The 21216-nt window shown below is 41.3% G+C and carries 25 protein-coding genes; 12 read left to right on the top strand and 13 right to left on the bottom strand.

The genetic code is table 11. The features are described from left to right. Positions 1-87: 87 nt before the first annotated feature. From traM to ACFSAH_RS14530, 9 genes are read right to left on the bottom strand one after another with little or no spacing between them, the layout of a single operon-like run. Positions 88-1413, bottom strand: a complete 1326-nt coding sequence (gene traM / locus ACFSAH_RS14570; RefSeq protein ID WP_379663467.1) for a conjugative transposon protein TraM — start codon at positions 1411-1413, stop codon at positions 88-90. 57 nt (positions 1414-1470) lie between these two features. After that, entirely contained in the window at positions 1471-1767 is a 297-nt protein-coding gene (locus ACFSAH_RS14565) for a nitrogen regulatory IIA protein (RefSeq protein ID WP_379663466.1), read from the bottom strand. A gap of 13 nt (positions 1768-1780) precedes the next feature. Further along, the gene (locus ACFSAH_RS14560) at positions 1781-2200 is read right to left on the bottom strand and encodes a hypothetical protein (RefSeq protein WP_379663465.1); all 420 of its coding nucleotides are present in this window, start codon (positions 2198-2200) and stop codon (positions 1781-1783) included. 10 nt (positions 2201-2210) lie between these two features. Continuing rightward, complete coding sequence (gene traK, locus ACFSAH_RS14555; protein WP_379663464.1) at positions 2211-2834, bottom strand: conjugative transposon protein TraK; 624 nt, start codon at positions 2832-2834, stop codon at positions 2211-2213. A 13-nt stretch (positions 2835-2847) separates the two neighbouring features. Then, a complete protein-coding gene (gene traJ, locus ACFSAH_RS14550; RefSeq protein WP_286441570.1) occupies positions 2848-3843 on the bottom strand; it encodes a conjugative transposon protein TraJ in 996 nt (331 codons plus the stop codon). A 3-nt stretch (positions 3844-3846) separates the two neighbouring features. Next, positions 3847-4479: a DUF4141 domain-containing protein gene (locus ACFSAH_RS14545; protein ID WP_379663463.1), complete on the bottom strand. Its 633-nt coding sequence runs from the start codon at positions 4477-4479 to the stop codon at positions 3847-3849. 21 nt (positions 4480-4500) lie between these two features. Continuing rightward, a complete protein-coding gene (locus ACFSAH_RS14540; RefSeq protein WP_379663462.1) occupies positions 4501-7008 on the bottom strand; it encodes a TraG family conjugative transposon ATPase in 2508 nt (835 codons plus the stop codon). After that, on the bottom strand, positions 7005-7337 hold the full coding sequence (locus tag ACFSAH_RS14535; protein WP_379663461.1) for a DUF4133 domain-containing protein: 333 nt from the start codon (positions 7335-7337) through the stop codon (positions 7005-7007). The genes ACFSAH_RS14540 and ACFSAH_RS14535 overlap by 4 nt, the downstream gene beginning before the upstream one ends. Before the next feature lie 11 nt (positions 7338-7348). Further along, the gene (locus ACFSAH_RS14530) at positions 7349-7654 is read right to left on the bottom strand and encodes a DUF4134 domain-containing protein (RefSeq protein ID WP_058699049.1); all 306 of its coding nucleotides are present in this window, start codon (positions 7652-7654) and stop codon (positions 7349-7351) included. A 200-nt stretch (positions 7655-7854) separates the two neighbouring features. Between ACFSAH_RS14530 and ACFSAH_RS14525 the strand changes: the two genes are divergently transcribed. The 8 genes from ACFSAH_RS14525 to acpS are packed head-to-tail and all read left to right on the top strand — an operon-like array spanning position 7855 to position 12823. Then, a complete protein-coding gene (locus ACFSAH_RS14525; RefSeq protein ID WP_379663460.1) occupies positions 7855-8121 on the top strand; it encodes a hypothetical protein in 267 nt (88 codons plus the stop codon). Positions 8122-8134: 13 nt separating this feature from the next. Further along, a complete protein-coding gene (locus ACFSAH_RS14520) occupies positions 8135-8455 on the top strand; it encodes a helix-turn-helix domain-containing protein (protein ID WP_379663459.1) in 321 nt (106 codons plus the stop codon). After that, positions 8456-9316: an ImmA/IrrE family metallo-endopeptidase gene (locus ACFSAH_RS14515; protein WP_379663458.1), complete on the top strand. Its 861-nt coding sequence runs from the start codon at positions 8456-8458 to the stop codon at positions 9314-9316. Between the two features lie 4 nt (positions 9317-9320). Further along, positions 9321-10067: a thymidylate synthase family protein gene (locus ACFSAH_RS14510; protein WP_379663457.1), complete on the top strand. Its 747-nt coding sequence runs from the start codon at positions 9321-9323 to the stop codon at positions 10065-10067. Continuing rightward, positions 10064-11080 carry a nucleotide kinase domain-containing protein gene (locus ACFSAH_RS14505; protein ID WP_379663456.1) on the top strand — a complete coding sequence of 339 codons (1017 nt, stop codon included), beginning with the start codon at positions 10064-10066 and terminating at the stop codon, positions 11078-11080. The genes ACFSAH_RS14510 and ACFSAH_RS14505 overlap by 4 nt, the downstream gene beginning before the upstream one ends. A 21-nt stretch (positions 11081-11101) precedes the next feature. Next, positions 11102-11884 carry a dCTP deaminase domain-containing protein gene (locus ACFSAH_RS14500; RefSeq protein WP_379663455.1) on the top strand — a complete coding sequence of 261 codons (783 nt, stop codon included), beginning with the start codon at positions 11102-11104 and terminating at the stop codon, positions 11882-11884. Next, complete coding sequence (locus ACFSAH_RS14495; protein WP_379663454.1) at positions 11868-12452, top strand: hypothetical protein; 585 nt, start codon at positions 11868-11870, stop codon at positions 12450-12452. The genes ACFSAH_RS14500 and ACFSAH_RS14495 overlap by 17 nt, the downstream gene beginning before the upstream one ends. Continuing rightward, positions 12449-12823 (top strand): holo-ACP synthase, encoded by a 375-nt coding sequence (gene acpS / locus ACFSAH_RS14490; protein WP_379663453.1) that lies wholly within the window; start codon positions 12449-12451, stop codon positions 12821-12823. Before ACFSAH_RS14495 ends, acpS begins: the two co-directional genes overlap by 4 nt. Before the next feature lie 7 nt (positions 12824-12830). Here the strand turns inward: acpS and ACFSAH_RS14485 are convergent, their stop codons facing one another. The 4 genes from ACFSAH_RS14485 to ACFSAH_RS14470 are packed head-to-tail and all read right to left on the bottom strand — an operon-like array spanning position 12831 to position 14954. After that, positions 12831-13469 (bottom strand): conjugal transfer protein TraD, encoded by a 639-nt coding sequence (locus ACFSAH_RS14485; RefSeq protein ID WP_379663452.1) that lies wholly within the window; start codon positions 13467-13469, stop codon positions 12831-12833. Positions 13470-13471: 2 nt separating this feature from the next. After that, positions 13472-13747, bottom strand: a complete 276-nt coding sequence (locus ACFSAH_RS14480) for a DUF3408 domain-containing protein (protein WP_045756031.1) — start codon at positions 13745-13747, stop codon at positions 13472-13474. Positions 13748-13758: 11 nt separating this feature from the next. Then, positions 13759-14181, bottom strand: a complete 423-nt coding sequence (locus tag ACFSAH_RS14475; RefSeq protein WP_379663451.1) for a DUF3408 domain-containing protein — start codon at positions 14179-14181, stop codon at positions 13759-13761. A gap of 5 nt (positions 14182-14186) precedes the next feature. Then, positions 14187-14954 carry a ParA family protein gene (locus tag ACFSAH_RS14470; protein ID WP_379663450.1) on the bottom strand — a complete coding sequence of 256 codons (768 nt, stop codon included), beginning with the start codon at positions 14952-14954 and terminating at the stop codon, positions 14187-14189. 726 nt (positions 14955-15680) lie between these two features. Here ACFSAH_RS14470 and mobA point away from each other — a divergent pair. The 4 genes from mobA to mobC all read left to right on the top strand — a co-directional run bounded on the left by mobA (position 15681) and on the right by mobC (position 20528). Continuing rightward, on the top strand, positions 15681-16124 hold the full coding sequence (gene mobA, locus ACFSAH_RS14465) for a conjugal transfer protein MobA (protein ID WP_379663449.1): 444 nt from the start codon (positions 15681-15683) through the stop codon (positions 16122-16124). Beyond that, a complete protein-coding gene (gene mobB, locus ACFSAH_RS14460; RefSeq protein ID WP_379663448.1) occupies positions 16121-17419 on the top strand; it encodes a conjugal transfer protein MobB in 1299 nt (432 codons plus the stop codon). The genes mobA and mobB overlap by 4 nt, the downstream gene beginning before the upstream one ends. Before the next feature lie 271 nt (positions 17420-17690). After that, positions 17691-18389, top strand: coding sequence for a hypothetical protein (locus ACFSAH_RS14455; protein ID WP_379663447.1), 699 nt, complete (start codon positions 17691-17693; stop codon positions 18387-18389). A 138-nt stretch (positions 18390-18527) separates the two neighbouring features. Next, the gene (gene mobC, locus ACFSAH_RS14450) at positions 18528-20528 is read left to right on the top strand and encodes a conjugal transfer protein MobC (RefSeq protein WP_379663446.1); all 2001 of its coding nucleotides are present in this window, start codon (positions 18528-18530) and stop codon (positions 20526-20528) included. The last annotated feature ends 688 nt before the right edge of the window (positions 20529-21216 follow it).

The following is a 21216-nucleotide window of genomic DNA, read 5'->3' as shown; positions in this document are numbered from 1 at the left end:
ATTTTTAATGGTGATATGGAATGTCCATGTGTGTTGATTTTTTTGGAACCATGGACATTTCATTTTCGTCTTTATTTTAGTTGAACATTAGTTTTTTGAAACAAGGAAAATTTGATGACCGGCTTTGACGGTTACTTTGGGTGTTCTCACTTTCTGGGAGAAGTAACCCGATACAACCTGTACCACACCACGGGAAAGGTCGCCTGCCATCTGTTGACCTGCCGAGCGTGTCATCATAATGGACGTGCCGGAGGTTTGGCTCATGTTGGAGGCTATTTCGCTAAGCGCATTCATTTCGGGAGAATATGGCACATATAGCCCTTGCTGTCCGTCCACATCGTACACGGTTATATCGACCGGAATAATGTTGCCCTCATATTCGATGGACGTTACTTTTAACTGCAATCTGCCACCTTGAAACTTGGCATTTGCCGTTAGTACCGTTCCTGCCGGAATGGAGCGGACAGGCGTTTGTGCCGTTTCCAACAGGCGCAAACGCACACCACTTTCGCCCGTCACGACCTGTGTTTCCTGTACCACTGCCTTGATGCTGTTTTTGGGCTGTATGACCTGTTCCGAAACACCTGCCGTATAAAATCCACGGTTTCGGGTTTCGTTCCAGTTTGCCAAAAAAGCACTGTCGGTCGGTTCACGGTACAATGCGGAAACCGTTTTTTTCCTTACAGGGGTGAAAGCCACAAAATGCTCCTTTTGTGAGGCACTCTTTGCGGAAACCATTGTGTCCGTACTGTTCGGCTGTGCAGGAGTTTGTGGCAGGTAACGGGAAGCCATTTCGTATGACTTTTCCATCAAAGCCAGTTGGTCTTCCACGGTCGTTACAGGCGGTACGTCTTTTTCTGCCAACTGTTCTTTAAGTTCCTCAATCTGTTTGCGGAGTTCCTGCGTTTCGTAATCGCTGTTGTCGTAGAACGAGGTCAGCGTACTTTGTGCATTGCGGTAACTGTTCAGAGCAGGGTTGCTGTTCCTGCGTGTACCACCGCCGTAACCGTAGCCGTCTTCGTAATCCTCATCCGGTTGCTCCGCTTCCGGATCGGCGGTACTGTCCTCGCTCCAATAGTCGGATAGTGACAGGAGCGAATTGCGCTTTTCCTGCATTTTCTGTTCGAGCAGTTCCTGTTCATAAGCCTTTTGCTTATCGGATTGAAGCCCTGCATCGCTTGCCTGCGGTACGGCATCGTTCAATCCCATTTCCTGGGCGGTATCCGAATTGGACGATGGTTTAAAAATTAGGTACATACAGCCAACGAACACCACGCCCATAAGCGCAAAAATGATAGGCTTTTTCAGCTTGTCGGCATTGTTCTGCGCCCCGTCTTGGGTCGCATCCATTCCGTTTTTCGGGTCGTCATCTTCGACCAAAAAACTTACCCTTTTGTTTTCACTGTTTTTCATCGCTATAATTTGTTTTCTAATTGTGATGAAGCTTGCATGAGTTGAGCGTATGCCTTTTCAAGGGCAACTCATGCAGGTTTCATGATTTTTATCTTTTAAGATTGTTGTCATACTGTCCTGCGGAGATACCGAGGAATTGTTTTGCCTAATGGGGTTTTCGATATGCTCAATGGTCATGGTATTATCGGAATGCGCTACATCGTAGCACACTTCGAGCAGTACGATGACGGACAGCAGTGCATAGCCTGCAAAGAGCAGTAGCGTATAGCGATGCTGTTTTCGGGCAGGCATCGCTCGCCACTGTCCATCGAGCTTGTCAAACCAATTACTGATTACTGTTCTTAGATTTTTCATGCCTTAATCTATTTTAGAAACTTAACCGCTTTTGCCTGTGAACCGCCTTTTGATCCGGTGCATCGCTCACCATTGCGATTGCCTCCTTTGCTTTGGGAACGGTCACTACGGACAGGTCGGTTAGTTTCTCTTGTTTTAGTAATTGCCCGAACTGGTCTTTTCTTGTAACCTCCATTTTATTGAGGAAGAATTTGCCGTTTAGGTATTTCACCCACATACAGCATTCTACACGAGGTTTGTCATCGCCTGCCCATTGCAGGTAGCCTGTCAGCAACAAGCCCTGTTTAGCTATAACTTTGGGGCAGTCGGCGAGGTATTCGCTGATGCTGTCTTTCAATTTTCCGGCATACGCCCCCTGCGTTTGGAAATAGCCGTCATATCCTTTGGCGGTAAGGATTTTGGCAAATGTGTTCAAATCTGATATTGCTTCCATAATCTTGATTTTAGCGGTCTATGACTTCAACATCCCTGTTTTCCAACACGGCAAATTTTTCGATATTGAAACCTTGCGGATTGTTGTCAGACTTGACCGAGTTTAACAATAGGCACGAAGTGACCAAATTCCGTCTGGTCACATTGCTTGGACGGATGATAAACTGTTTGGCATACGTCCTTACTGCATAGGGATAGGTATCGAAGTTGCAGACCACGCTGTCCACTTCGATGCGCTGTTGCACATTGCCCGAAATGATACGGTTGTAATAGCCCTTTTCCGAAAGGTCTTTGTAATAATCAAATGCCGATTTGTCGGCAAGATTAAAAGCCCTTTTCATGTTGCTTTCGATAGCGTTCTTATCCGGTGCGAGCGTAAAGAACAGTTCATGGAAACGTTTAACGTGTTCCCTTGCCTCAACAGGTCTGTTGATGCTTGCATCCTGCGAGAGTGCCAACATCAAGGATTTGCCTTTGTCCAATACATATATTTTTTGGCGTTGTGCTTCCGCAAACTCATAGGCTTTCCATACGCTAAAGCCTACTACACCAATACAGAGTACCGCAAATACAATGGCATACAGCCGTATTTGCCTAAAGCTGTTTTCTATGTTTCTTAGTGTTTTAAATTCCATTGCTTTCTGATTTTTATTTGTTCATTAACCTGCCACCGATATTGCCTGCCACAGCACCTGTGCCAGCTCCGGCGATGTTTCCTGTTTTCGATGCTGTCTGATTGACGTTGCGCATGAAGTTTCCTGCGCCTCCGGCTTGGATAACCCAACCTGCCACCGTTGGCACGGTGAAGTACCCCACGATGCCAATCAGCATGAAGATGACGTACACCGTATTGGATGTGTCGGGGATATAGGTCGGGTCGGCAAGCATATCAATATCCCGTTCGATGATGAGGGTCTGTATTTTGGCGAGCATGGAGCTGAACATATCGGCAATGGGCAACCATAGATACACGCTAATATATCGGGTCAGCCATTGCGTAAGTGTGGACTGAAAACCATCCCACACTGAAATCGCAAAGGCTATCGGCCCGAGTATGGACAGCACGATAAGGAAGAACGTCCGTATGGTATCTATGACCAGTGCCGAGGCTTGGAAAAGGACTTCCAGTAGTTCCCGAAACCAGTCACGGATGCTTTTCTTTAAATCATACATACCACGCTCCATGTACATACCCGATATGGCGACCAAATCTGACGGTGACCATCCCAATTCTTCGAGTTTCTTGTCAAATTCGGCATCACTTACGAGGTAAGCGGTTTCGGGATTACGGAGCATCGCCTCTCTTTCCAACAGGTCTTTTTGTTCCTGTAACTTGTTCAAGTCAAGCACTTGGTTTTCGAGCATCGCATTTGTGCCTTTTACCACCGGACTTAGCACCGCATTGATAGTTCCCAATACGATGGTCGGGAAGAACATAATGCAAAGACCAATGGCGAACGGTCGCAGGAGCGGAAACACGTCTATCGGTTCGGCACGGCTCAAAGCCTGCCACACTTTCAGTGCTACGTAGAACAGTGCGCCCAATCCGGCGATGCCCTTAGCCACTGTCGCCATATCGGCAGACAGTGGGAGCATCTCATCATACAGCGAGCGCAGGAGTTCATGAAGATTGTTCCATTCCATAGCTTACCAGTATTTTTGTTCAGAAGTTCCGTACAGTTCAAGCACCCTTTTAGTGTTGTTCTGTTTCTTAGCCCTCAAAATGCTTACGGAGATATTCTTGTTGGTGTAATAACGGACGAGGCTGTGATAATCCTTGACCTCTTTGTACACCCTGTCGATGATGTCCATACGTTCCTTGTCATTGAGGGAAAGCGAGGTCGAGGTAACAATCTGTTTCAATTCTTTGAGCAATTCCGTACTCTCGTTGAGCAATGCTGAGTAACCGTTTGAGATTGCCGTCAGTTCCTGTGCCGAGAAGTTCGGGTCATTCATCATTTTGCCGAAATTCTGCACGTACATTTCCGACACATCGCCCACGAGCAAAACCGTCTGTTGCACCTTTCGGGCATCTTTCACAAGGTTGCTTACGGCTTTCAGTTTATCGTAATATTCCTTGCCCTGTTCGTAAACTCGCTTTACCTCATTGAAATTTTTTACCACGTTGGAAACCGTGGAGGAAGTCTGTATGATTTCATTTGCAGAGTTGATAATACCCGATGCAAGGTTTGCAGGGTCGGTTACTACGAACTGTGCCTTAGCGGACGGTGCAACGGCAAGCATAAATGCCGTACACACCAGTAACATTACTTTGTTCATTGTTCTGATTTTTTAAAATGATTAATAACTATTTGCGTTATCACGCCTTTGCCCAGCAATGCGCTTGATTGCCAGTTCCACATTGCCGTCCAGTTCGGAAGCCAGTTGCATGACTTCCATTTTTTCGGTTTCTTCGGTCGTATAGGCTAAGTATTCTTCGAGCGATACCTCTGTCGCATACACGGCGGAGTGCGTACCGCCAAGCCCAATCCACACCTCTTTGTAAAGCCTTGACGATTCGTTGTTCTGATTGATGGAAAGGATTTGGGATTTCTCTTTTTCCGTCAGTCCGAGCATCGCCTGTATGTCGTCAAACTTGTTCATGTACTTGCGTTGGTCTAAGAGGATTTTGCAATCGGAATTGTTGATGATACTTTCCTTGACCACGGGTGATTGGATAATGTCGTCCACCTCCTGCGTTACCACGATTGCCTCACCAAAGAATTTCCGCACCGTCTTAAACAGGTACTTGATGTACTCCGCCATTCCCTCTTTGGCGATGGCTTTCCACGCTTCCTCAATGAGTATCAGTTTGCGTACACCTTTGAGCCTGCGCATCTTGTTGATGAAGACCTCCATAATGATGATGGTCACTATGGGAAAGAGGATTTTGTGGTCTTTTATCGCATCAATTTCAAACACGATAAAGCGTTTGGAAAGCAGGTCGAGTTGCTTGTCCGAGTTGAGCAGGTAATCGTATTCACCGCCACGGTAATAAGGTTCTAATACATTGAGAAAATTGGCAAGGTCAAAGTCTTTTTCCCTTACCTGTTTTTCCTCCAATCCCTTTTTGTAGTCACTCCGTACATACTCGTAAAACCCATTGAAAGAGGGATATTCATCGCTTTGTTTGATACGGTCGATGTAACCGCTCACAGCATTGGACAATGCCACTTCCTCCGAACGTGTCGGCGGTTCATCGTCACGCTTCCACAGCGTAAGGATGAGCGTTTTTATACTTTCCCTTTTCTCGATGTCGAAAATATTGTCATCTGTAAAAAAAGGATTGAACGCAATCGGGTTATCCTCGGTATAGGTAAAGTAAACACCATCCTCGCCTTTGGTCTTGCCCTTAATCAATTCGCACAATCCTTGATAGGAGTTACCCGTATCGACCAATAGTACATGAGAGCCTTGCTCATAATACTGCCTCACCATATGATTGGTGAAAAAAGACTTACCACTTCCCGATGGCCCCAAAATAAATTTGTTGCGGTTCGTGATAATGCCTTTTTTCATAGGCAGGTCGGAAATGTCCAAATGGATGGGCTTGCCCGTGAGCCTGTCTGCCATCTTGATACCGAAATGTGACAGCGAGCTTTGGTAATTGGTTTCCTCGGTGAAGAAACACAAGGCAGGTTCAATGAACGTGTAAAAACTTTCCTCTGCCGGAAAGTCACCTGCATTGCCTGCCATGCCTGCCCAATACAGCGTGGCAACATCTACGGTGTTGTGCCTCGGCTTACATTCCATCAAAGCGAGCGCACTTCCCGTGTCGTTCTTTAACTGTTTGAGTTCGTTCGGGTCATCCGACCATGCCATCACGTTGAAATGCGCACGGATGGAAGAAAGTCCGAACGAATGTGCTTCGTTCAGATACCTTTCTATCCATTCCTTGTTAATCTGATTGGCTCGGCTGTACCTTGCCAATGAGTGCATATTACGTGCGGACTTTTCAAACTTGCGCAGGTTCTCATCGCTGTTGTCCAAAAACAGGTACTGGTTGTAGATATGATTACAGCTAAGGAGCAGACCGACCGGAGAAGCAAAGGACAGTAGGCAATCGCTCCTGTCTGTGGACAGCTTTTCATACCGTGTATTTGACGATACCGTGTTCGGCAAATCGTCCGTATCGGATAGTGTGTGCAGGCACAGCCTTTTGTTTCCGATACGCATATCCTCACTGCCCAAAGCTATATCCTGCATGGGCGTTCCGGTTTCCCTCGACAGGGTAAGGTACTGTTCGAGCAATCCCTGTCTGTCGCTTGTTCCAATGATGTCATCCTCGGTCAAGCGTTCCAGTTTCACAAAACCACCGTCATTGATAATGCGCTCAAACTGTGCGACCGCTTCCATAAACCTGCGGACGGTTTCTTTATCCCTAATTTCTTTTGGGATAAGGACACCTTTGCAAAGCGAATTAAAGTTGCTCTGCATCCGCATCCTTTCCTTTGTCGTCTTGGTGAGGAACAGGTAACAATAATGGTTTAAAAAAGGACGTTCGTTGAAATGCTGTTGATAGGACTTGGCGAGAAAACTCTGGTCTTCCTGTGCCACATCCGGCGCATAGCTTTCCTTGATATACCAGTCCTGTTTGTGGACAATGGAATAATCCGGCAATGTCTTGATAGCCTTATGCCAAGCTGAATGGATGGCATCGTACTCTGCTGATGCCACCGTGAACAGTTCCGGCAGGTGTACCCGAAAGCAAGCCGTGATGTCCGCATCCTTTGATATGATGCAGTTGTGTTCCACCGCCAGTAATGGGAACTTGCTTTCCAACGTTGTGGCTTTTCCTGTATTTCTCATAGGGCTTTGGATTTAGCGTTGAACCTCAAATAGCGGTGTACGGCTCTGCGACAGATGATGTATTTCGGATGCCTTTTCTTTGCCCCGACTTTCATTAGTCCGTGTTCGCCGTATTTACCGTTCAATGCGAATGTTTGCCATACGATGAGCGATGCTCCGCCTGCCCCGACAAACAGGCAGATGTAAGGGTTTACACTTGCCATGTACATAATCATGACGAGGATAAGCACACCGAGCAGACCACCTGCGAAGATGAACAGGTACTGTGCTTTCAGCCCTTTGAACTCGACCGTTCTGCCGATACCTTTATTGATATTATAATTGCTCATAGGTCGTCGGCTTAAAGGAAGAATGAACGGAGAATGGTCGCGGCTACGATTAAGAAGATACAAGCCCCAAACCACGACGCCGCCGTCTTGCTTGTATCGGGGTCTCCGCTACTAAATTTGTTGTACACCTTAACGCCTCCGATTAGCCCGACCACCGCCCCGATGGCATAAATTAACTGCGTTGCAGGGTCGAAGTAACTCGTTACCATCTGCGTAGCCTCTTGGATGCCTGCCGAGCCGTTGCCCTGTGCGAACACACCAAATGCCGACAGTAACGCAACGCCTGTCAGCAACACTTTTTTGCTTTGTTTTTCCATGATTTAACTGAATTAAATTGTTATTGCCTGCCCACCCCGTGTGGGCTTTCGCAACAAAAGTCTTATGGAAATCGAAGCGTTACGGGAAAGTGGAAATCCGTGGAATTAGTTGGCAGTGAGTGTCTGCTAAATAAAAAAAATCAAAAAATATTTTGATTGTAAGATTTTCTTACATATTTTTGTTGGAAATTCTTACAATTATGGAAATATTAGAATTAGAAAAAGAGCTAATAGAGATTATTCAAGAGGTATGTATTCATCAGGAAGTTGAAGAAGTCGTAACCGAGAATTTCTATCCCGGCAATTTTATTATGAGTCAAGTATTAGTCTCTATTTTTTCTCAAATTGAGATTAAAACAGGTATTACTATACCAAATGATTGCTATATTTTTCATGATAGTAAAACAAAGAGGCAACTAAACATAAAAGAGGCTGCGACTAAGCTACTAACATTGTCAAAAAATTAATAATAAATATCATATGACTGAAAGAGAACAAATTGCTGAAAGGTTAAAAGAAGCAAGAGTTATGTCTGGTTTATCTCAAGAGAATGCCGCAAAAATATTGCAAATACAAAGACCTGCAATCTCTGAGATAGAGAGTGGAAAGCGTAAAGTAAGTGCAGAGGAGATTATTCAGTTTGCTAAGTTGTATAAAGTAAGCACTTCATGGTTATTACTAAAAGAAGAGGATGAATCGGTTTTAGATGAACAAATAAAGGTTGCTGCGCGAGAATTAAGCAACATGAATGAATCTGACAGAAAAAAGCTTTTAGAAATTTTAAGAATACTCCCTAAATAAATGAATGAGCTATATACAAGTGCTATCCGAAAAGCTAGTGAGGTTAGATTAAAATTGGGCTACAGTTTATATGAGCCTATCAACATATATGACGTTTGTTCTAAATTAGAAATTGATGTTCAATTTGTAGATATTAATATGGAAGGATTTTATGTAAATAATAAAATTATGGACAATATAAACTATCCAAAAATACTTATTTCACGTTTACGTCCGTTCCCAAGAAGAGTTTTTACTTGCGGACATGAATTAGGACATCATATTTTTAACCATGGGTTGAGATTAGATATTCTTACCGATGAGAATGACAACTCAAATTATAAAAGTGATGACGAGAAATTAGTTGATGCATTTTCTGCTCATTTGTTAATGCCAATTGCTTGTGTACAATCAGAATTCAAAAAAAGAAAACTTGATTTTAATACCGCAACAGAAATTGATTATTACATAGTTAGTTCTGTATTGGGGGTTGGATACCAAACATTAATTACACATTGTAGAGTCAATAGGTTAATGAATGAGTATAAATACATGGAATTATCTAAGCAAACACCTTCCAAAATATTCAAAAAGCATTTTGGCAACGTTGAAGAAAAAGCATATTTCAAGATTATTGATTTTAAAACAAATAACAAACCTATTGATTTAGAAATTTCAAACTACTTAGTTATTCCTTCTGATTTTGTAGTTGATAATAACTATTTAGAAAAGATAAAAAGCACAGAAATTGGGACACTATATTTAGCGAAAAAATCTGGAATATCTTCCATTTATTCAACAATTAGTGAAACTAGTTGCTTTGCGAGAATCCAACCGCAAAACTATATTGGTTTTGCGGAATATAGACATTTAGAAAACTAATAAAATGAATGTACCAGTCCTAATAGAAGATAATAATTTGTCTAATGCATGGTGTAAGACGCTACAACATATAATTGATAATTCGGGTAACGAAATTACACCTTTAGTCTTGACGCTGTCTGATTTTGAAGAAAACAGCGTTGTAAAAGATGAATTGAACAATGATTTAGGAATACACCAATTAGATTCAATTGATATTGTTTCAGAAACGATATTTCCACAATCATTATACCTTTTTAATAAAAGTAATAGGCATGAACTATATAAATTGTATTTAGAAAATGTTTTGCCTAGGCTAAAGAAAATTGATAAGCGAAATAGTGCGGGAACTTATTTTGAACGTCTTATAGCATTTGGAGACGGTAGAAAAAATCAATTAGAGATCATTATTGATTCTTTAAGCGAAGATTCTAAAATAAAACGTAGGTCGAAATCACAGGCTGCTATTTTCGATCCATTAAAAGACCATAAAAATGGCGTATTTCAGAGTTTTCCTTGTTTACAACATGTTTCATTCTATAAATCAGAAAATGGAGGATTAATAATAAATAGCTTTTATGCTATGCAGTATTTGTATCAGAGAGCTTATGGCAACTGGTTAGGGTTAATCAATCTTGGAAAGTTTGTAGCACAGGAAGCTGGATTAGAGTTAGAAAGATTTAATTGTTTTGTTGGAGTTGAAAAATTAGATCATTTAACAAAAGCTCAAGCCAAAGGATTAATAAGCAAAATGAAGGTAGAAAACGAATGAGTACAATAGCTAAAAAGCAGAACACTTTTACAATATATAAGCCATTATCACCTGCTAAAACAACAGAGGTATTTGATAGCTATTGGAGGTTTGCGGTATTACGACAAAATGTTTTTTTTAGTCGGATACAAGGGAATGTATATCCTTGGACAAATGACCCTGTTTTATCTAAACACAGATTTACAAATGCTTACAGAGCTTCAGATAGAGTAAGCCAGTATTTAATTAAAGAGGTAATTTACAATGATGATTATTCCAATTCACCCAATGAAGTTCTTTTTAGAATACTCTTATTCAAATTGTTTAACAAAATTGAGACATGGGAGTTGTTGAAAAGAAATATTGGAGACTTAAATTATGAAGAATTTGATTTTAAACGGTATGATAAAATTCTAAGTAAGGCTTTCGCTGAAAAGAAGAAAATCTATTCCGCAGCATATATAATGCCTTCGGTAAGGCAATTTGGCTACGAACGAAAACACTCTAATCATTTAAAATTGATAGACTATATCTTGAAAAAAGACACTTCTATACAACTGATGGATTGTAACAAAATGCAGCAAGCATTTGACATTGTTAAAAGTTTTCCGGGATTAGGTGATTTTTTAGCATATCAAATTTTAATTGACATTAATTACTCTAATATAATTGATTTTTCAGAATCAGAATTTGTAGTACCTGGTCCTGGAGCTTTAGGTGGGATTAGTAAATGCTTTAAAAACACCGGTGGATTAAGTAATGTTGAAATCATTAAATTAATGACAGATAGACAAGAAATGGAGTTTGAACGATTAGGATTGGATTTTAAAACACTTTGGGGAAGGAGATTACAGCTCATAGACTGTCAGAATTTGTTCTGTGAAGTTGATAAATATGCAAGGGTTAAACATCCTGATATAAAGGGTAATAGTGATAGAGTGAGGATTAAACAAGTTTATAAGTTGAATTCCAAACCTATTAACTATTGGTTCCCTCCTAAGTGGGGTATTAATGATAATATAGATAACTTTTAATTATTTTTAAAACTAAAAAGTATGGGATTTTTAGGCACAAACGAGTTACGGCAAATATTGCCAAATTGCATTGATAAATTTGATGATAAAAGAATAGATAATGTTGCCTATGAATTATCATTAGGTGAAGAAGCCTATTTGACCGATTCAAAAAGTGGAAAAAAAGAGAAACTTGATGACAAAAATACTCAAATTGTAATTAAATCTGGACAGTTTGCTCTTTTATTGACGGATGAGGTAGTGAGTATTCCAGATGACCTAATTGCATTTATTTCTATTAAGTTTAGTCAAAAAATAAAAGGGTTGATAAATGTTTCAGGATTCCATGTTGACCCAGGCTTTAAAGGAAAAATTATTTTTTCGGTTTATAATGCTGGACCTACGAATATAGTGCTTGATAAAGGAAACCCATACTTTATGATTTGGTTCAGTAACTTAACAAGTTCGTCTTTAGTTTATAATGGAAAACACAAGGGACAAAATAGTATTTCTGGAGAAGTAATACATTCATTAAATGGAGAATTAGCATCACCAAATGTATTACTTGATAGAATCAAGTCTAATGAAAGTAAATTGACAAATTTTTCATGGGCGGCAGGGGTTATAATGAGTATTGGTCTAGGGCTTTCGGTTAAAACTTGTTCAGATAATTCGAAATTTAACGAAGGTTACCAACAAGGTTTAAAAGAACGAAAGATTGAAGTTCTAATTGATTCGGCTATACAGAGAGTAGATATTGATAGTGTAATAAATGATAGAATTGAAAAACAACTAAAACAGAAAAAAGATGATTCTAAAAAATAAATTATTTGACGAAAATTATATTGTTGAAGAACAAATTCCAAGACATTTTCAAGTCTCTTTCCAAGAGGTAGGTAATTGCGATAAAAAACTAGTAAAAGTTGTATATAACAATATGCAACAGGTTGGTGATATAATTTCGGACAATTCCTATGAAAATGATTTTTATCGATATCATGACATTTTTCATTATTCATTTGCAGCATTACTTGGATGGTCTCCATGCACTCGTGCAATGATGAAAATAAAAAGAAAAAGTGATGTTCTGATTGATGAAATTGAGGACGGAGCAAGGGCTGCTATTACTGAAGAAGCCATTTCAATGATAGTTTTTAATGAAGCTAAAAGAAATGACTTTTTTGAAAAAAAATCTCATGTTTCAAAAACTACTTTAACAATTATAAAAGAAATGACAGAGAATTTTGAAGTAAAGGTTAGATCAATAGAAGATTGGGAAAACGCAATTCTAAAAGCATATGAAGTTTTTAGATTTTTAATTAAAAATGAAGGTGGTATTGTTGAGTTTGACACTCTCAAAAAAGAAGTAAAATACTATCATTTAGAATCATGATTGTATCAATAGGCACGGATTTAGTGGAGCACCAAACATCTGAAAAATTGAATTGGAAAAATGATGTTAATACCCTTAAAAGAATTTTCTCATCAGAAGAAATTCAGTTATTTTTAAATGAGAAATGCGTTAAGTTCCTTTCAGGAAGATTCGCAGCAAAAGAAGCAATACTAAAGTGTCTTTTTACAGGTATGGAAGATGGTATTTCATTAACTGATATTCAAATATTACGATTAGCAAATGGAAAACCAATCATTAAATTATCTGGAAAACCATTGCAATTATCTCAAAATTTGGGTATTAAAAAATGGCATATCAGTCTTACACACTCGCCTCACTTTTCTCAAGCCTTCATAATCGCAGAAAGTTAAACACCTTTCACACAAACTCCCCGATGTCGAAATCCTCTAAATCACTTTTTCGCAAATCGGGAGAACTGAAATCCGTTCCGGCGGAGAGGCTCTTCTCCAACAACTCTGCAATCTTCCGTGAAGCCCCATTCATTGAGTTTTCGAGCAGACTTAACAATTCCGTTCCCTGTAATCGCTGAACTATATCCACCGCTTTCTGTTGCTGGGCAGGTTCAAGTGTATCTTGCTCCAACCATGCCCCCACGGTTGTCAGTTCATCAAAGGTAACCCCTGTGGCAAACTCATTGTCGCTGTCCTCAAACCCGTACTCATCCCATTCGTCTTCCTCATTTTCAAAATCGGACATATCCCCGAAAACTTCCTCCGGCTCTCCCTCAATCTGCGGATTTTCCAATCCAACACCTATCCCGTAGGTTTCTGTACCAAAATTATCAGTTATCCCGTCACGTTCGCCGGATTGGTTCTTTGTGGCACTCATGGGCAAGGTGTGGCGTTCCACAGGCTTGGGAAGCCCCATAATATCCGGCAGGTCTGAACTTTTCTTTTCCGGCTTTATCTCCCTGCGGACGGTCTTATTGATGACCACCTTATCTTTCAGCAAAAGGATGATGACAATAATAAGGCATATTACAATCAATGTTTCCATAGCTATAAGATTGGCTTTTGCTTGTCGGCGTAGATAATCTTTATTTCGTCTCCGAACTCCTCAAAGTGGTGTTTCAGTACACTGTGCAGGTAATCGGTAAGCGTAATTTCTCCCTCTCCGAGCAGAAAGACGATACGGGATAATTTCTTATGGAAATCGGGGCTTATGTAGACCGATTTTCCGCATCTTGCTACGACCCCTGTCGGTCTTAAAAATGCTGATTTGTAATGCGCTTTGCGCAATACCTTTTCCGGTTGTTTTTGCTGTGTCTTGTTCATAATCGAATACTTTAAAAAATGGGTTTAAACTTATCATTAAAATCATCTGTGATGGCTTTTTCAAACTGTTCAAAATGATGTTCGAGAATATTGTCCAAATAGGCATACAGGGGTATCTTATCCTCGCCGATAACCTGCACGATACGGGAAAGCCGTTCGTGGTATTCCTGCCGGATGTAGATGCTCTTATCGCCTCGGCGTGTCATGGTATGGCTGTTGAGAAACCGCTCCCCGTAGCCCATATCGGAAGCCCTCTTTTGTCGGGTACGCTCTTTGGCTACGGGCTTTTCCGTGGGTATTTCCTTTGGCGGTTCTGCCGTTGGCTCTTGGGGAGCTTCCACCTGTTGGGGCTTCTTTGTTTCGCCTGCCATAATCGACATGAGATATGCCTCGTCAATCGGTGCATTTGGCTTTTTCTTGTTTTCGTTCTCCATAGCAATTACAGGTTAATGGTTCTTAAAAATTCACTGATGAACAAATCCAAGCCGGAGGCTTTCAGCAATCTTTTGTCGGGGGGCAATAGCGTGGAGCGAAAGACGGTCTTTGCAGTTGCCTCGCTTTCCTTGCGGAAGCGTTTGCTATCGGCAATGCGTGTTTCCATCGCTTGCAGTCCGACTTCCTTAATGACGTTGCCGTAGATGTCGTACAGTTGGGATTTTTCCCTGCCATCGACCATGTTCCAAAACAGCCGTATGGTTTCGATGGAGGTCTGCCCATGTTTCATAAGAACATTGGTCAGCACATCGGTAAAGCTCAATGTGCTTTCCATGACCACACGGTCTGCCGTGATGGGCGAAAAGATGTGGTGCATTCCTGCCAGTGTGTTGAGCAAGCCCGTAGTGTTCACCGTTCCGGTCAAGTCAAAGAAAACCACATCCACGGGAACGGTCGAGGACTGTATAAATGCTTCCGCATCCTTTAGGGCATTGTCAGCCTTACTTTGCAGTACCGGATAGGCTTTCTTGTTGATGGTGGAGAATTGGCGGTGCGCCAGTTTTTTCAGTACCTCGTTTTGCATGACCGCTTTCAAATCCCGTTCCCTCATTTGGCAGATGCTGTGCTGTGGATAGTCACAGTCAAAGACGGCTACATTATACCCCATTTGGTAATGGAGTATGCTTGCCGTAACCGTTGTAAACGTACTTTTTCCAACGCCCCCTTTTTGGCTTGAAAAAGCAATAAATTTTGTCCTGTTTGTTGCTTCCATTTCTATTCTATTTTTAAGTTTCTGTTTCCGTGGACTGCCTGCCGTCCTGCATGGAGCAGGGCTGTCATCCCTGCACACTGTCCGGCAGTCTTGGTACAATTCCGTCTGTCGGGCTTGCCCTCATTCGTTCAGTCAGCCGTGCCGTCATTCCGGCTTTCATACAGGCAAGAACGTTGGCTTGCCTATCGTCCTGCCTGTTGGAACGGCTACCGGATAGCTTTCATGCTGTCCGTTGTTCCTGCCTGCCGTATGGAATGCCGTCATGCGTTCCGGTGTTCCTGCAATCCTGCGCTCCGGCTTTCCTAACTGCCATCGGGAGCGGATGCCTGCAAATAGGCTTGCGTGACTGATAGCGCAAAGAAGCAGGTTATTCCGATGCACTCTTTTAATGCGGTAGTTCGGGGCATTTGTTGGCAATGTTTGGTTGTGGGCAACAGGGCAATCGTTCGGAAAAGCTACCCTTACTTTGTAAGGACTTAAATGCAAGGGGTAAATGGAAAAATCATTGGTGTATGGAAGTTGTGGGCGGAACGGCGAAAAGCCGTTTTTTTCCGCTTTTCCCAATCCGACCCGCAGGGCGGATTTTCTGTTCACCCGAACAGAGCAAGTTGTGTTTTGAGGCACTCGAAACCCGCTTCTGTGCCTCAAAACCACTTGCCCTTGCAGGGAGCTTGGTAAACACTCTCCGAAGTCGAGGTTTTGTTGAACTATTAAAATGGATTTGTGATGAATGGAAATGAGAAAAAGAAACACAACAGAGGTGGGCGCAAGCCTAAAGCAGACCCAAGCACTCACCGTTATGTTTTCCGTCTTACGGACGAAGAAAACGCCAAATTCCTTTCGCTTTTTGAAGCATCGGGAGCGGATAACAAAGCACAGTTTGTTACTTCTGTACTTTTTGAAAAACCGATTAAAAGCGTAAAGGTGGACATGGCTATCATTGATTATTACACACGGCTAACCAATTTCTTTGGTCAGTTTAGGGCAATCGGTGTCAATTACAATCAGATTGTAAAGATACTCTACCGCAATTTTTCTGAAAAGAAAGCATCTGCCTACCTCTTTAAACTGGAAAAACAGACAGCAGAATTGGCAAGTCTATGTCGTGAAATCATGGAATTGACACAGGAGTTTGAAGCCAATCACATCAATAAAGGCAATGAAAAATGATAGCAAAAATTGGTAGAGGGGCTAACATGATGGGCGCATTGTCTTACAATCAACTTAAAGTCGAAAAGGAAAACGGACAGATATTAGCCACCCAAAGGATTATGGAAACGCTGGACGGACGATATACGGTAGCACAGTTGCACCGCTCTTTTGAACCGTATTTTATGGTAAACAAGCGGACGGAAAAACCTGTACTGCACATTTCGCTGAACCCAGATCCTGCGGATAAGGTCAGCGATGCGCAGTTTGTGAAAATGGCACAGGAATACATGGAGCGTTTGGGCTACGGCGAACAGCCGTATATCATTTTCAAGCACACCGATATTGAACGCACCCATATTCATATCGTATCTACCTGTGTTGACCGTTACGGCAAAAAGATACCCGATAATCACGAAAAGTTACGCTCAATGGAAATCTGCCGAGCATTGGAGCAAAAATACAACCTTGTACCTGCCACGGAAAAACAGCGCACGGGAAACGAGCAGGTATTCCGTGCGGTGGATTACAGAGCCGGAGACGTTAAGAGCCAAATCGCTTCGGTGGTGCGACACCTGCCGAAGTATTACGGGTACGCAAGTCTTGGGGCATACAACGCCTTGCTTTCACTTTTCAATATCACAGCCGAGGAAGTCAAAGGGGAATTGCACGGACAGCAAAAAAATGGGCTTGTCTATTTTGCACTGAACGAACAGGGAGAAAAAGCGAGCAATCCTTTTAAGGCATCCCTTTTCGGCAAGCAGGCAGGACTGGACGAACTGCAAAACCAATTCGCAAAGGCTAAGGAGAAAATGAAAGCCGACCCTGTAAGAGCCGTACTCAAAAGTACCATTGAAATGGCTATGCACACCGCCATTAATGAAGCCGATTTTAAAAAGCAGTTATTGGAGCAGGGCATCAATACCGTGGTACGGCGCAACGATGAGGGGCGTATATATGGTATGACTTTTATCGACCACGAAAGCCGTACCGTTTGGAACGGTTCAGCTTTGGGTAAAAACCTTTCGGCTAATGTCTTTAATGATTGGTGGAACGAGCAGGCAATCGGGCAACGCCAAGAAGCTGAAAAAACATCCGCACAAAATCAGTCCTCGACCACGGGCAACACCGTAGAGAAAGAGGAAACCCATTCACTTTTTGACTTTCTGAATAAAGAACAGCCGGCCGATGATTTGTTGATAGACGGATTGGGTGGACTACTGCCGGAGGCACAGGGCGAAGACTACGAGGAACAGGTATTTGCCAACAGTATGAAGAAAAAGAAAAAACGCAAAAGGCATGGAAGACAGCAATAGCTTTTTTGACCATCAAAGACCAGGATTAACATCTTGGTCTTTGTGGTTTTAATTTCAACAGTTACTCAAATTCAATTATTCTTTAAGCACATGAAAAAGTTATCCCATATTTGCTTAACTTTGTTCTATGCTTTAGACGGAAGCGTGCCACTCATCATAGCAAAGCTGTATCAGCACCGTACCTCTTAATATATTATTATCATCGAAACAACTATCTCGTTTCGGAATATGGTAGATGAGTGACATTTTTCAGACGAGAAATTGTAGAAAGATGAATAATAAAGTAAATGGGCATACAGGCGATTTCATTAAACGTCAAGCCAAAAAAATCAAAAAGCAGGAAAATATCAGTTATGTTCAAGCATTGGAAAAAGCATCTATAAATGCAGGTTTCAAGAATTGGAAACACTTTCTTAATGCCAGTAAAGATGCAAATCAAACAAATCTTAAAGAAAATTTAGAACAGGGTATTGCTAAAACTAAGCCTGCAACCATTCAAAAAGCAGTCAATCCTTATAGAAACCTACTTGTTGCAGGGATAAATATTTTACTTGATAAAGGTCTTATCTCACTGGACTATTCCCCTACGAATGATGATGATGGACATTTATTTACTGATTTATTTGGTTACCCCTCTGTTGTAATGTGGCAGGATATAGGTTACGAAGAACTAAGAATATCAGTTTGGTGGAAATATGACCACAGCCAACACCCACAAGCTAACCTTAGCGGAAACAGTCGTGAGCGTTTTACCACAACAAGCCCTTTGGCAAAAAGACAACACTACAAAAAAATTGTAGGTGTTACTGCGACAGCTTGGCTTGAAAGAAAAACTGGAAAGTTTATGCAGGGTAAAGGCAAAGAGAAAATTTATGACATCTACACAAGAAGTGTAGATAAAGAGGAATTATTTAATCTCCCTACTCAAACAGCAAAAGGCTACAAAACAGAGGGCGAATTTTTCATTTAGAATAGTTATCATCGGTTACAGTGAATAACTGTAACCGATTTTTATAGCCAACTATTGCCACCAAAAGCCATCCGACACCCCTTTGTTTAAGTGCTTTTAAATAGCCTCTAAATTTCCTGCATCATTAAATTTTTTGATATGCAAGGAGAAGACGATTTGAGAGGATTAGCCAAAATCATGGCTTTTATGCGTGCCGTAAGTATTCTGTTGGTACTGATGCACTTTTACTGGTTCTGTTACGGGTTCTTTGCCGAACGTGGATGGACACTGGAAATTATCGGTAAGATATTGACCAATTTCAACCGTACCGCAGGGCTTTTTGAACACACGCTTTACACCAAGATTTTTGCACTGGTATTATTGGCGTTAAGCTGTCTCGGTACTAAGGGGGTAAAGAATGAAAAGATAACATGTGGTAAGATTTACACCGCTTTAGCCATTGGCTTTGTGCTGTTCTTTCTGAACACGCCATTGTTAAAGTTGCCGGCAGGGATTGCCACATCGCTTTATATCCTTACAACGGGTTTGGGATATATAGCCTTGCTCATGGCAGGTGTATGGATGAGCCGACTACTCCGCAACAATTTGATGGACGATGTTTTCAATACTGAAAACGAGAGTTTCCAACAGGAAACCCGTCTAATGGAAAATGAATACTCCGTCAATCTCCCCATGAGGTTTTATTATAAAGGCAAATGGAATGACGGTTGGATTAATGTCGTCAACCCTTTTCGAGCCTCGATTGTACTTGGTACTCCCGGCTCCGGAAAATCCTACGCCATCGTAAACAACTACATCAAGCAACACATCGAAAAGGGATTTGCGATGTACATCTACGATTTCAAGTTTGACGACCTTTCCACGATTGCCTACAACCATTTGCTGAAACATTCCGATAAGTATAAGGTAAAGCCCAAGTTTTATGTTATCAATTTCGATGACCCACGCCGAAGCCACCGTTGCAATCCGCTCAATCCAAACTTTATGACGGATATATCCGATGCCTACGAAGCATCCTATACCATCATGCTTAACCTCAACAGAACGTGGATAAGTAAGCAAGGGGATTTTTTCGTGGAAAGTCCTATTATATTGCTTGCATCAATCATTTGGTATCTGAAAATTTATGAAAACGGGAAATATTGTACATTTCCCCATGCTATTGAGTTATTAAATAAAAAGTATGCAGACGTTTTTACTATCCTTACTTCATATCCCGAACTGGAAAACTACCTGTCAGCATTCATGGATGCGTGGCAAGGCGGAGCGCAAGACCAGTTGCAGGGTCAGATAGCATCGGCAAAAATTCCATTGTCACGGATGATTTCGCCACAGCTTTATTGGGTAATGACAGGGGATGATTTTTCACTGGACATCAACAACCCACAAGAACCGAAGATACTTTGTGTCGGGAATAACCCCGACCGCCAAAATATCTATTCGTCCGCTTTGGGATTGTACAATTCGAGGATTGTAAAACTCATTAATAAGAAAGGACAGTTGAAAAGTTCCGTTATCATAGATGAGTTGCCTACGATATACTTCCGAGGACTGGACAACCTTATTGCAACAGCACGTAGCAATAAGGTAGCCGTATGTTTGGGCTTTCAAGACTATTCGCAATTAACACGGGATTACGGCGACAAGGAAAGCAAGGTCATTCAAAATACAGTTGGTAATGTTTTTTCCGGTCAGGTGGTTGGCGAAACTGCGAAAAACCTAAGTGAACGTTTTGGTAAGGTGTTGCAGAAACGCCAAAGCATGACCATTAACCGCAATGATAAATCCACATCCATATCAACCCAATTGGACAGCTTAATACCTGCCTCCAAAATATCCACCCTGACGCAGGGTATGTTTGTCGGAGCGGTAGCGGACAACTTCGATGAGCGTATCGAGCAGAAAATATTTCATGGCGAAATCGTAGTGGACAATAGTAAGGTCTGTTCCGAAACCAAAGCCTACAAAAAGATACCGCAGATATTATCTTTTACCGATGAACAAGGTAACGACAATATGAAGCAGGTCATCGAAGCCAATTACAGGCAGATTAAAGCGGACGTTGTTCAGATTGTGGCAAGCGAAATGGAGCGTATCAAGAATGACCCGAATTTACAGCATTTGATACGGCAAGAGTAATGCTATTAAACATGAGATCGGGGATTGATTGTAATTTCATTATTGTGCAATATAAAGAGATATTGAATGAGAAAGGTGTGTTTTAACTTCAGAAAATGGGACAAATAAAAATGACGATGTAATTATTTGAGGACGAAGTAAGGATTATCTCCAAATGTGAAATTCAACACTTATTAACTTAAGTTAACGATTTTGAGCTGTACCACATTTATTTTTGTGATAGGTTAGAATTATAAAAACTCGTGGAGATCGCCATTTCCACTCCTAGCATCAAATAATACATTTAAAACGTAAGAAAAATGAAAATTAAAAACACTTATTCTATTAATAGTAAGTACTACCGCCGTACTTGCACAACAAAAAGCAACCTTTTCTAAACAGGACAAATTATTAAATATCAGCATAGACGTAAATTCTTTCTATGATGGAGGAATAGCAATTTGGGGCTCTTTTGAAATAAGAATATCCAACAACTATTGTTTTTTAAATTTCTAAGTGTATGAAATCAATATCAAAATTTATTTATGTAGTAACCTTTATATTATTACCATGCTCACTATTTGGGCAAAAAAAACAGGATATCGTGTAATCTTACCCTAGCTAGCTACACCCAAAACTAAAGAATTCCAATCAGAATTGCTATTGCTATCCTGTTGGAATGTGGGAAACTCAGAGAGTTTTCCATATT

It is taken from the genome of Pseudopedobacter beijingensis (assembly GCF_042678145.1).
In the GTDB taxonomy this organism is placed as follows: Bacteria; Bacteroidota; Bacteroidia; order Sphingobacteriales; family Sphingobacteriaceae; genus Pseudopedobacter; species Pseudopedobacter beijingensis.
This window is presented reverse-complemented; position numbering and strand designations above follow the sequence as displayed.

Bases quoted from the DNA above. Each gene is read 5' to 3' on its own strand.
- traM (WP_379663467.1), bottom strand. From the start codon at position 1,413: ATGAAAAACAGTGAAAACAAAAGGGTAAGTTTTTTGGTCGAAGATGAC.
- ACFSAH_RS14565 (WP_379663466.1), bottom strand. From the start codon at position 1,767: ATGAAAAATCTAAGAACAGTAATCAGTAATTGGTTTGACAAGCTCGAT.
- ACFSAH_RS14560 (WP_379663465.1), bottom strand. From the start codon at position 2,200: ATGGAAGCAATATCAGATTTGAACACATTTGCCAAAATCCTTACCGCC.
- traK (WP_379663464.1), bottom strand. From the start codon at position 2,834: ATGGAATTTAAAACACTAAGAAACATAGAAAACAGCTTTAGGCAAATA.
- traJ (WP_286441570.1), bottom strand. From the start codon at position 3,843: ATGGAATGGAACAATCTTCATGAACTCCTGCGCTCGCTGTATGATGAG.
- ACFSAH_RS14545 (WP_379663463.1), bottom strand. From the start codon at position 4,479: ATGAACAAAGTAATGTTACTGGTGTGTACGGCATTTATGCTTGCCGTT.
- ACFSAH_RS14540 (WP_379663462.1), bottom strand. From the start codon at position 7,008: ATGAGAAATACAGGAAAAGCCACAACGTTGGAAAGCAAGTTCCCATTA.
- ACFSAH_RS14535 (WP_379663461.1), bottom strand. From the start codon at position 7,337: ATGAGCAATTATAATATCAATAAAGGTATCGGCAGAACGGTCGAGTTC.
- ACFSAH_RS14530 (WP_058699049.1), bottom strand. From the start codon at position 7,654: ATGGAAAAACAAAGCAAAAAAGTGTTGCTGACAGGCGTTGCGTTACTG.
- ACFSAH_RS14525 (WP_379663460.1), top strand. From the start codon at position 7,855: ATGGAAATATTAGAATTAGAAAAAGAGCTAATAGAGATTATTCAAGAG.
- ACFSAH_RS14520 (WP_379663459.1), top strand. From the start codon at position 8,135: ATGACTGAAAGAGAACAAATTGCTGAAAGGTTAAAAGAAGCAAGAGTT.
- ACFSAH_RS14515 (WP_379663458.1), top strand. From the start codon at position 8,456: ATGAATGAGCTATATACAAGTGCTATCCGAAAAGCTAGTGAGGTTAGA.
- ACFSAH_RS14510 (WP_379663457.1), top strand. From the start codon at position 9,321: ATGAATGTACCAGTCCTAATAGAAGATAATAATTTGTCTAATGCATGG.
- ACFSAH_RS14505 (WP_379663456.1), top strand. From the start codon at position 10,064: ATGAGTACAATAGCTAAAAAGCAGAACACTTTTACAATATATAAGCCA.
- ACFSAH_RS14500 (WP_379663455.1), top strand. From the start codon at position 11,102: ATGGGATTTTTAGGCACAAACGAGTTACGGCAAATATTGCCAAATTGC.
- ACFSAH_RS14495 (WP_379663454.1), top strand. From the start codon at position 11,868: ATGATTCTAAAAAATAAATTATTTGACGAAAATTATATTGTTGAAGAA.
- acpS (WP_379663453.1), top strand. From the start codon at position 12,449: ATGATTGTATCAATAGGCACGGATTTAGTGGAGCACCAAACATCTGAA.
- ACFSAH_RS14485 (WP_379663452.1), bottom strand. From the start codon at position 13,469: ATGGAAACATTGATTGTAATATGCCTTATTATTGTCATCATCCTTTTG.
- ACFSAH_RS14480 (WP_045756031.1), bottom strand. From the start codon at position 13,747: ATGAACAAGACACAGCAAAAACAACCGGAAAAGGTATTGCGCAAAGCG.
- ACFSAH_RS14475 (WP_379663451.1), bottom strand. From the start codon at position 14,181: ATGGAGAACGAAAACAAGAAAAAGCCAAATGCACCGATTGACGAGGCA.
- ACFSAH_RS14470 (WP_379663450.1), bottom strand. From the start codon at position 14,954: ATGGAAGCAACAAACAGGACAAAATTTATTGCTTTTTCAAGCCAAAAA.
- mobA (WP_379663449.1), top strand. From the start codon at position 15,681: ATGAATGGAAATGAGAAAAAGAAACACAACAGAGGTGGGCGCAAGCCT.
- mobB (WP_379663448.1), top strand. From the start codon at position 16,121: ATGATAGCAAAAATTGGTAGAGGGGCTAACATGATGGGCGCATTGTCT.
- ACFSAH_RS14455 (WP_379663447.1), top strand. From the start codon at position 17,691: ATGAATAATAAAGTAAATGGGCATACAGGCGATTTCATTAAACGTCAA.
- mobC (WP_379663446.1), top strand. From the start codon at position 18,528: ATGCAAGGAGAAGACGATTTGAGAGGATTAGCCAAAATCATGGCTTTT.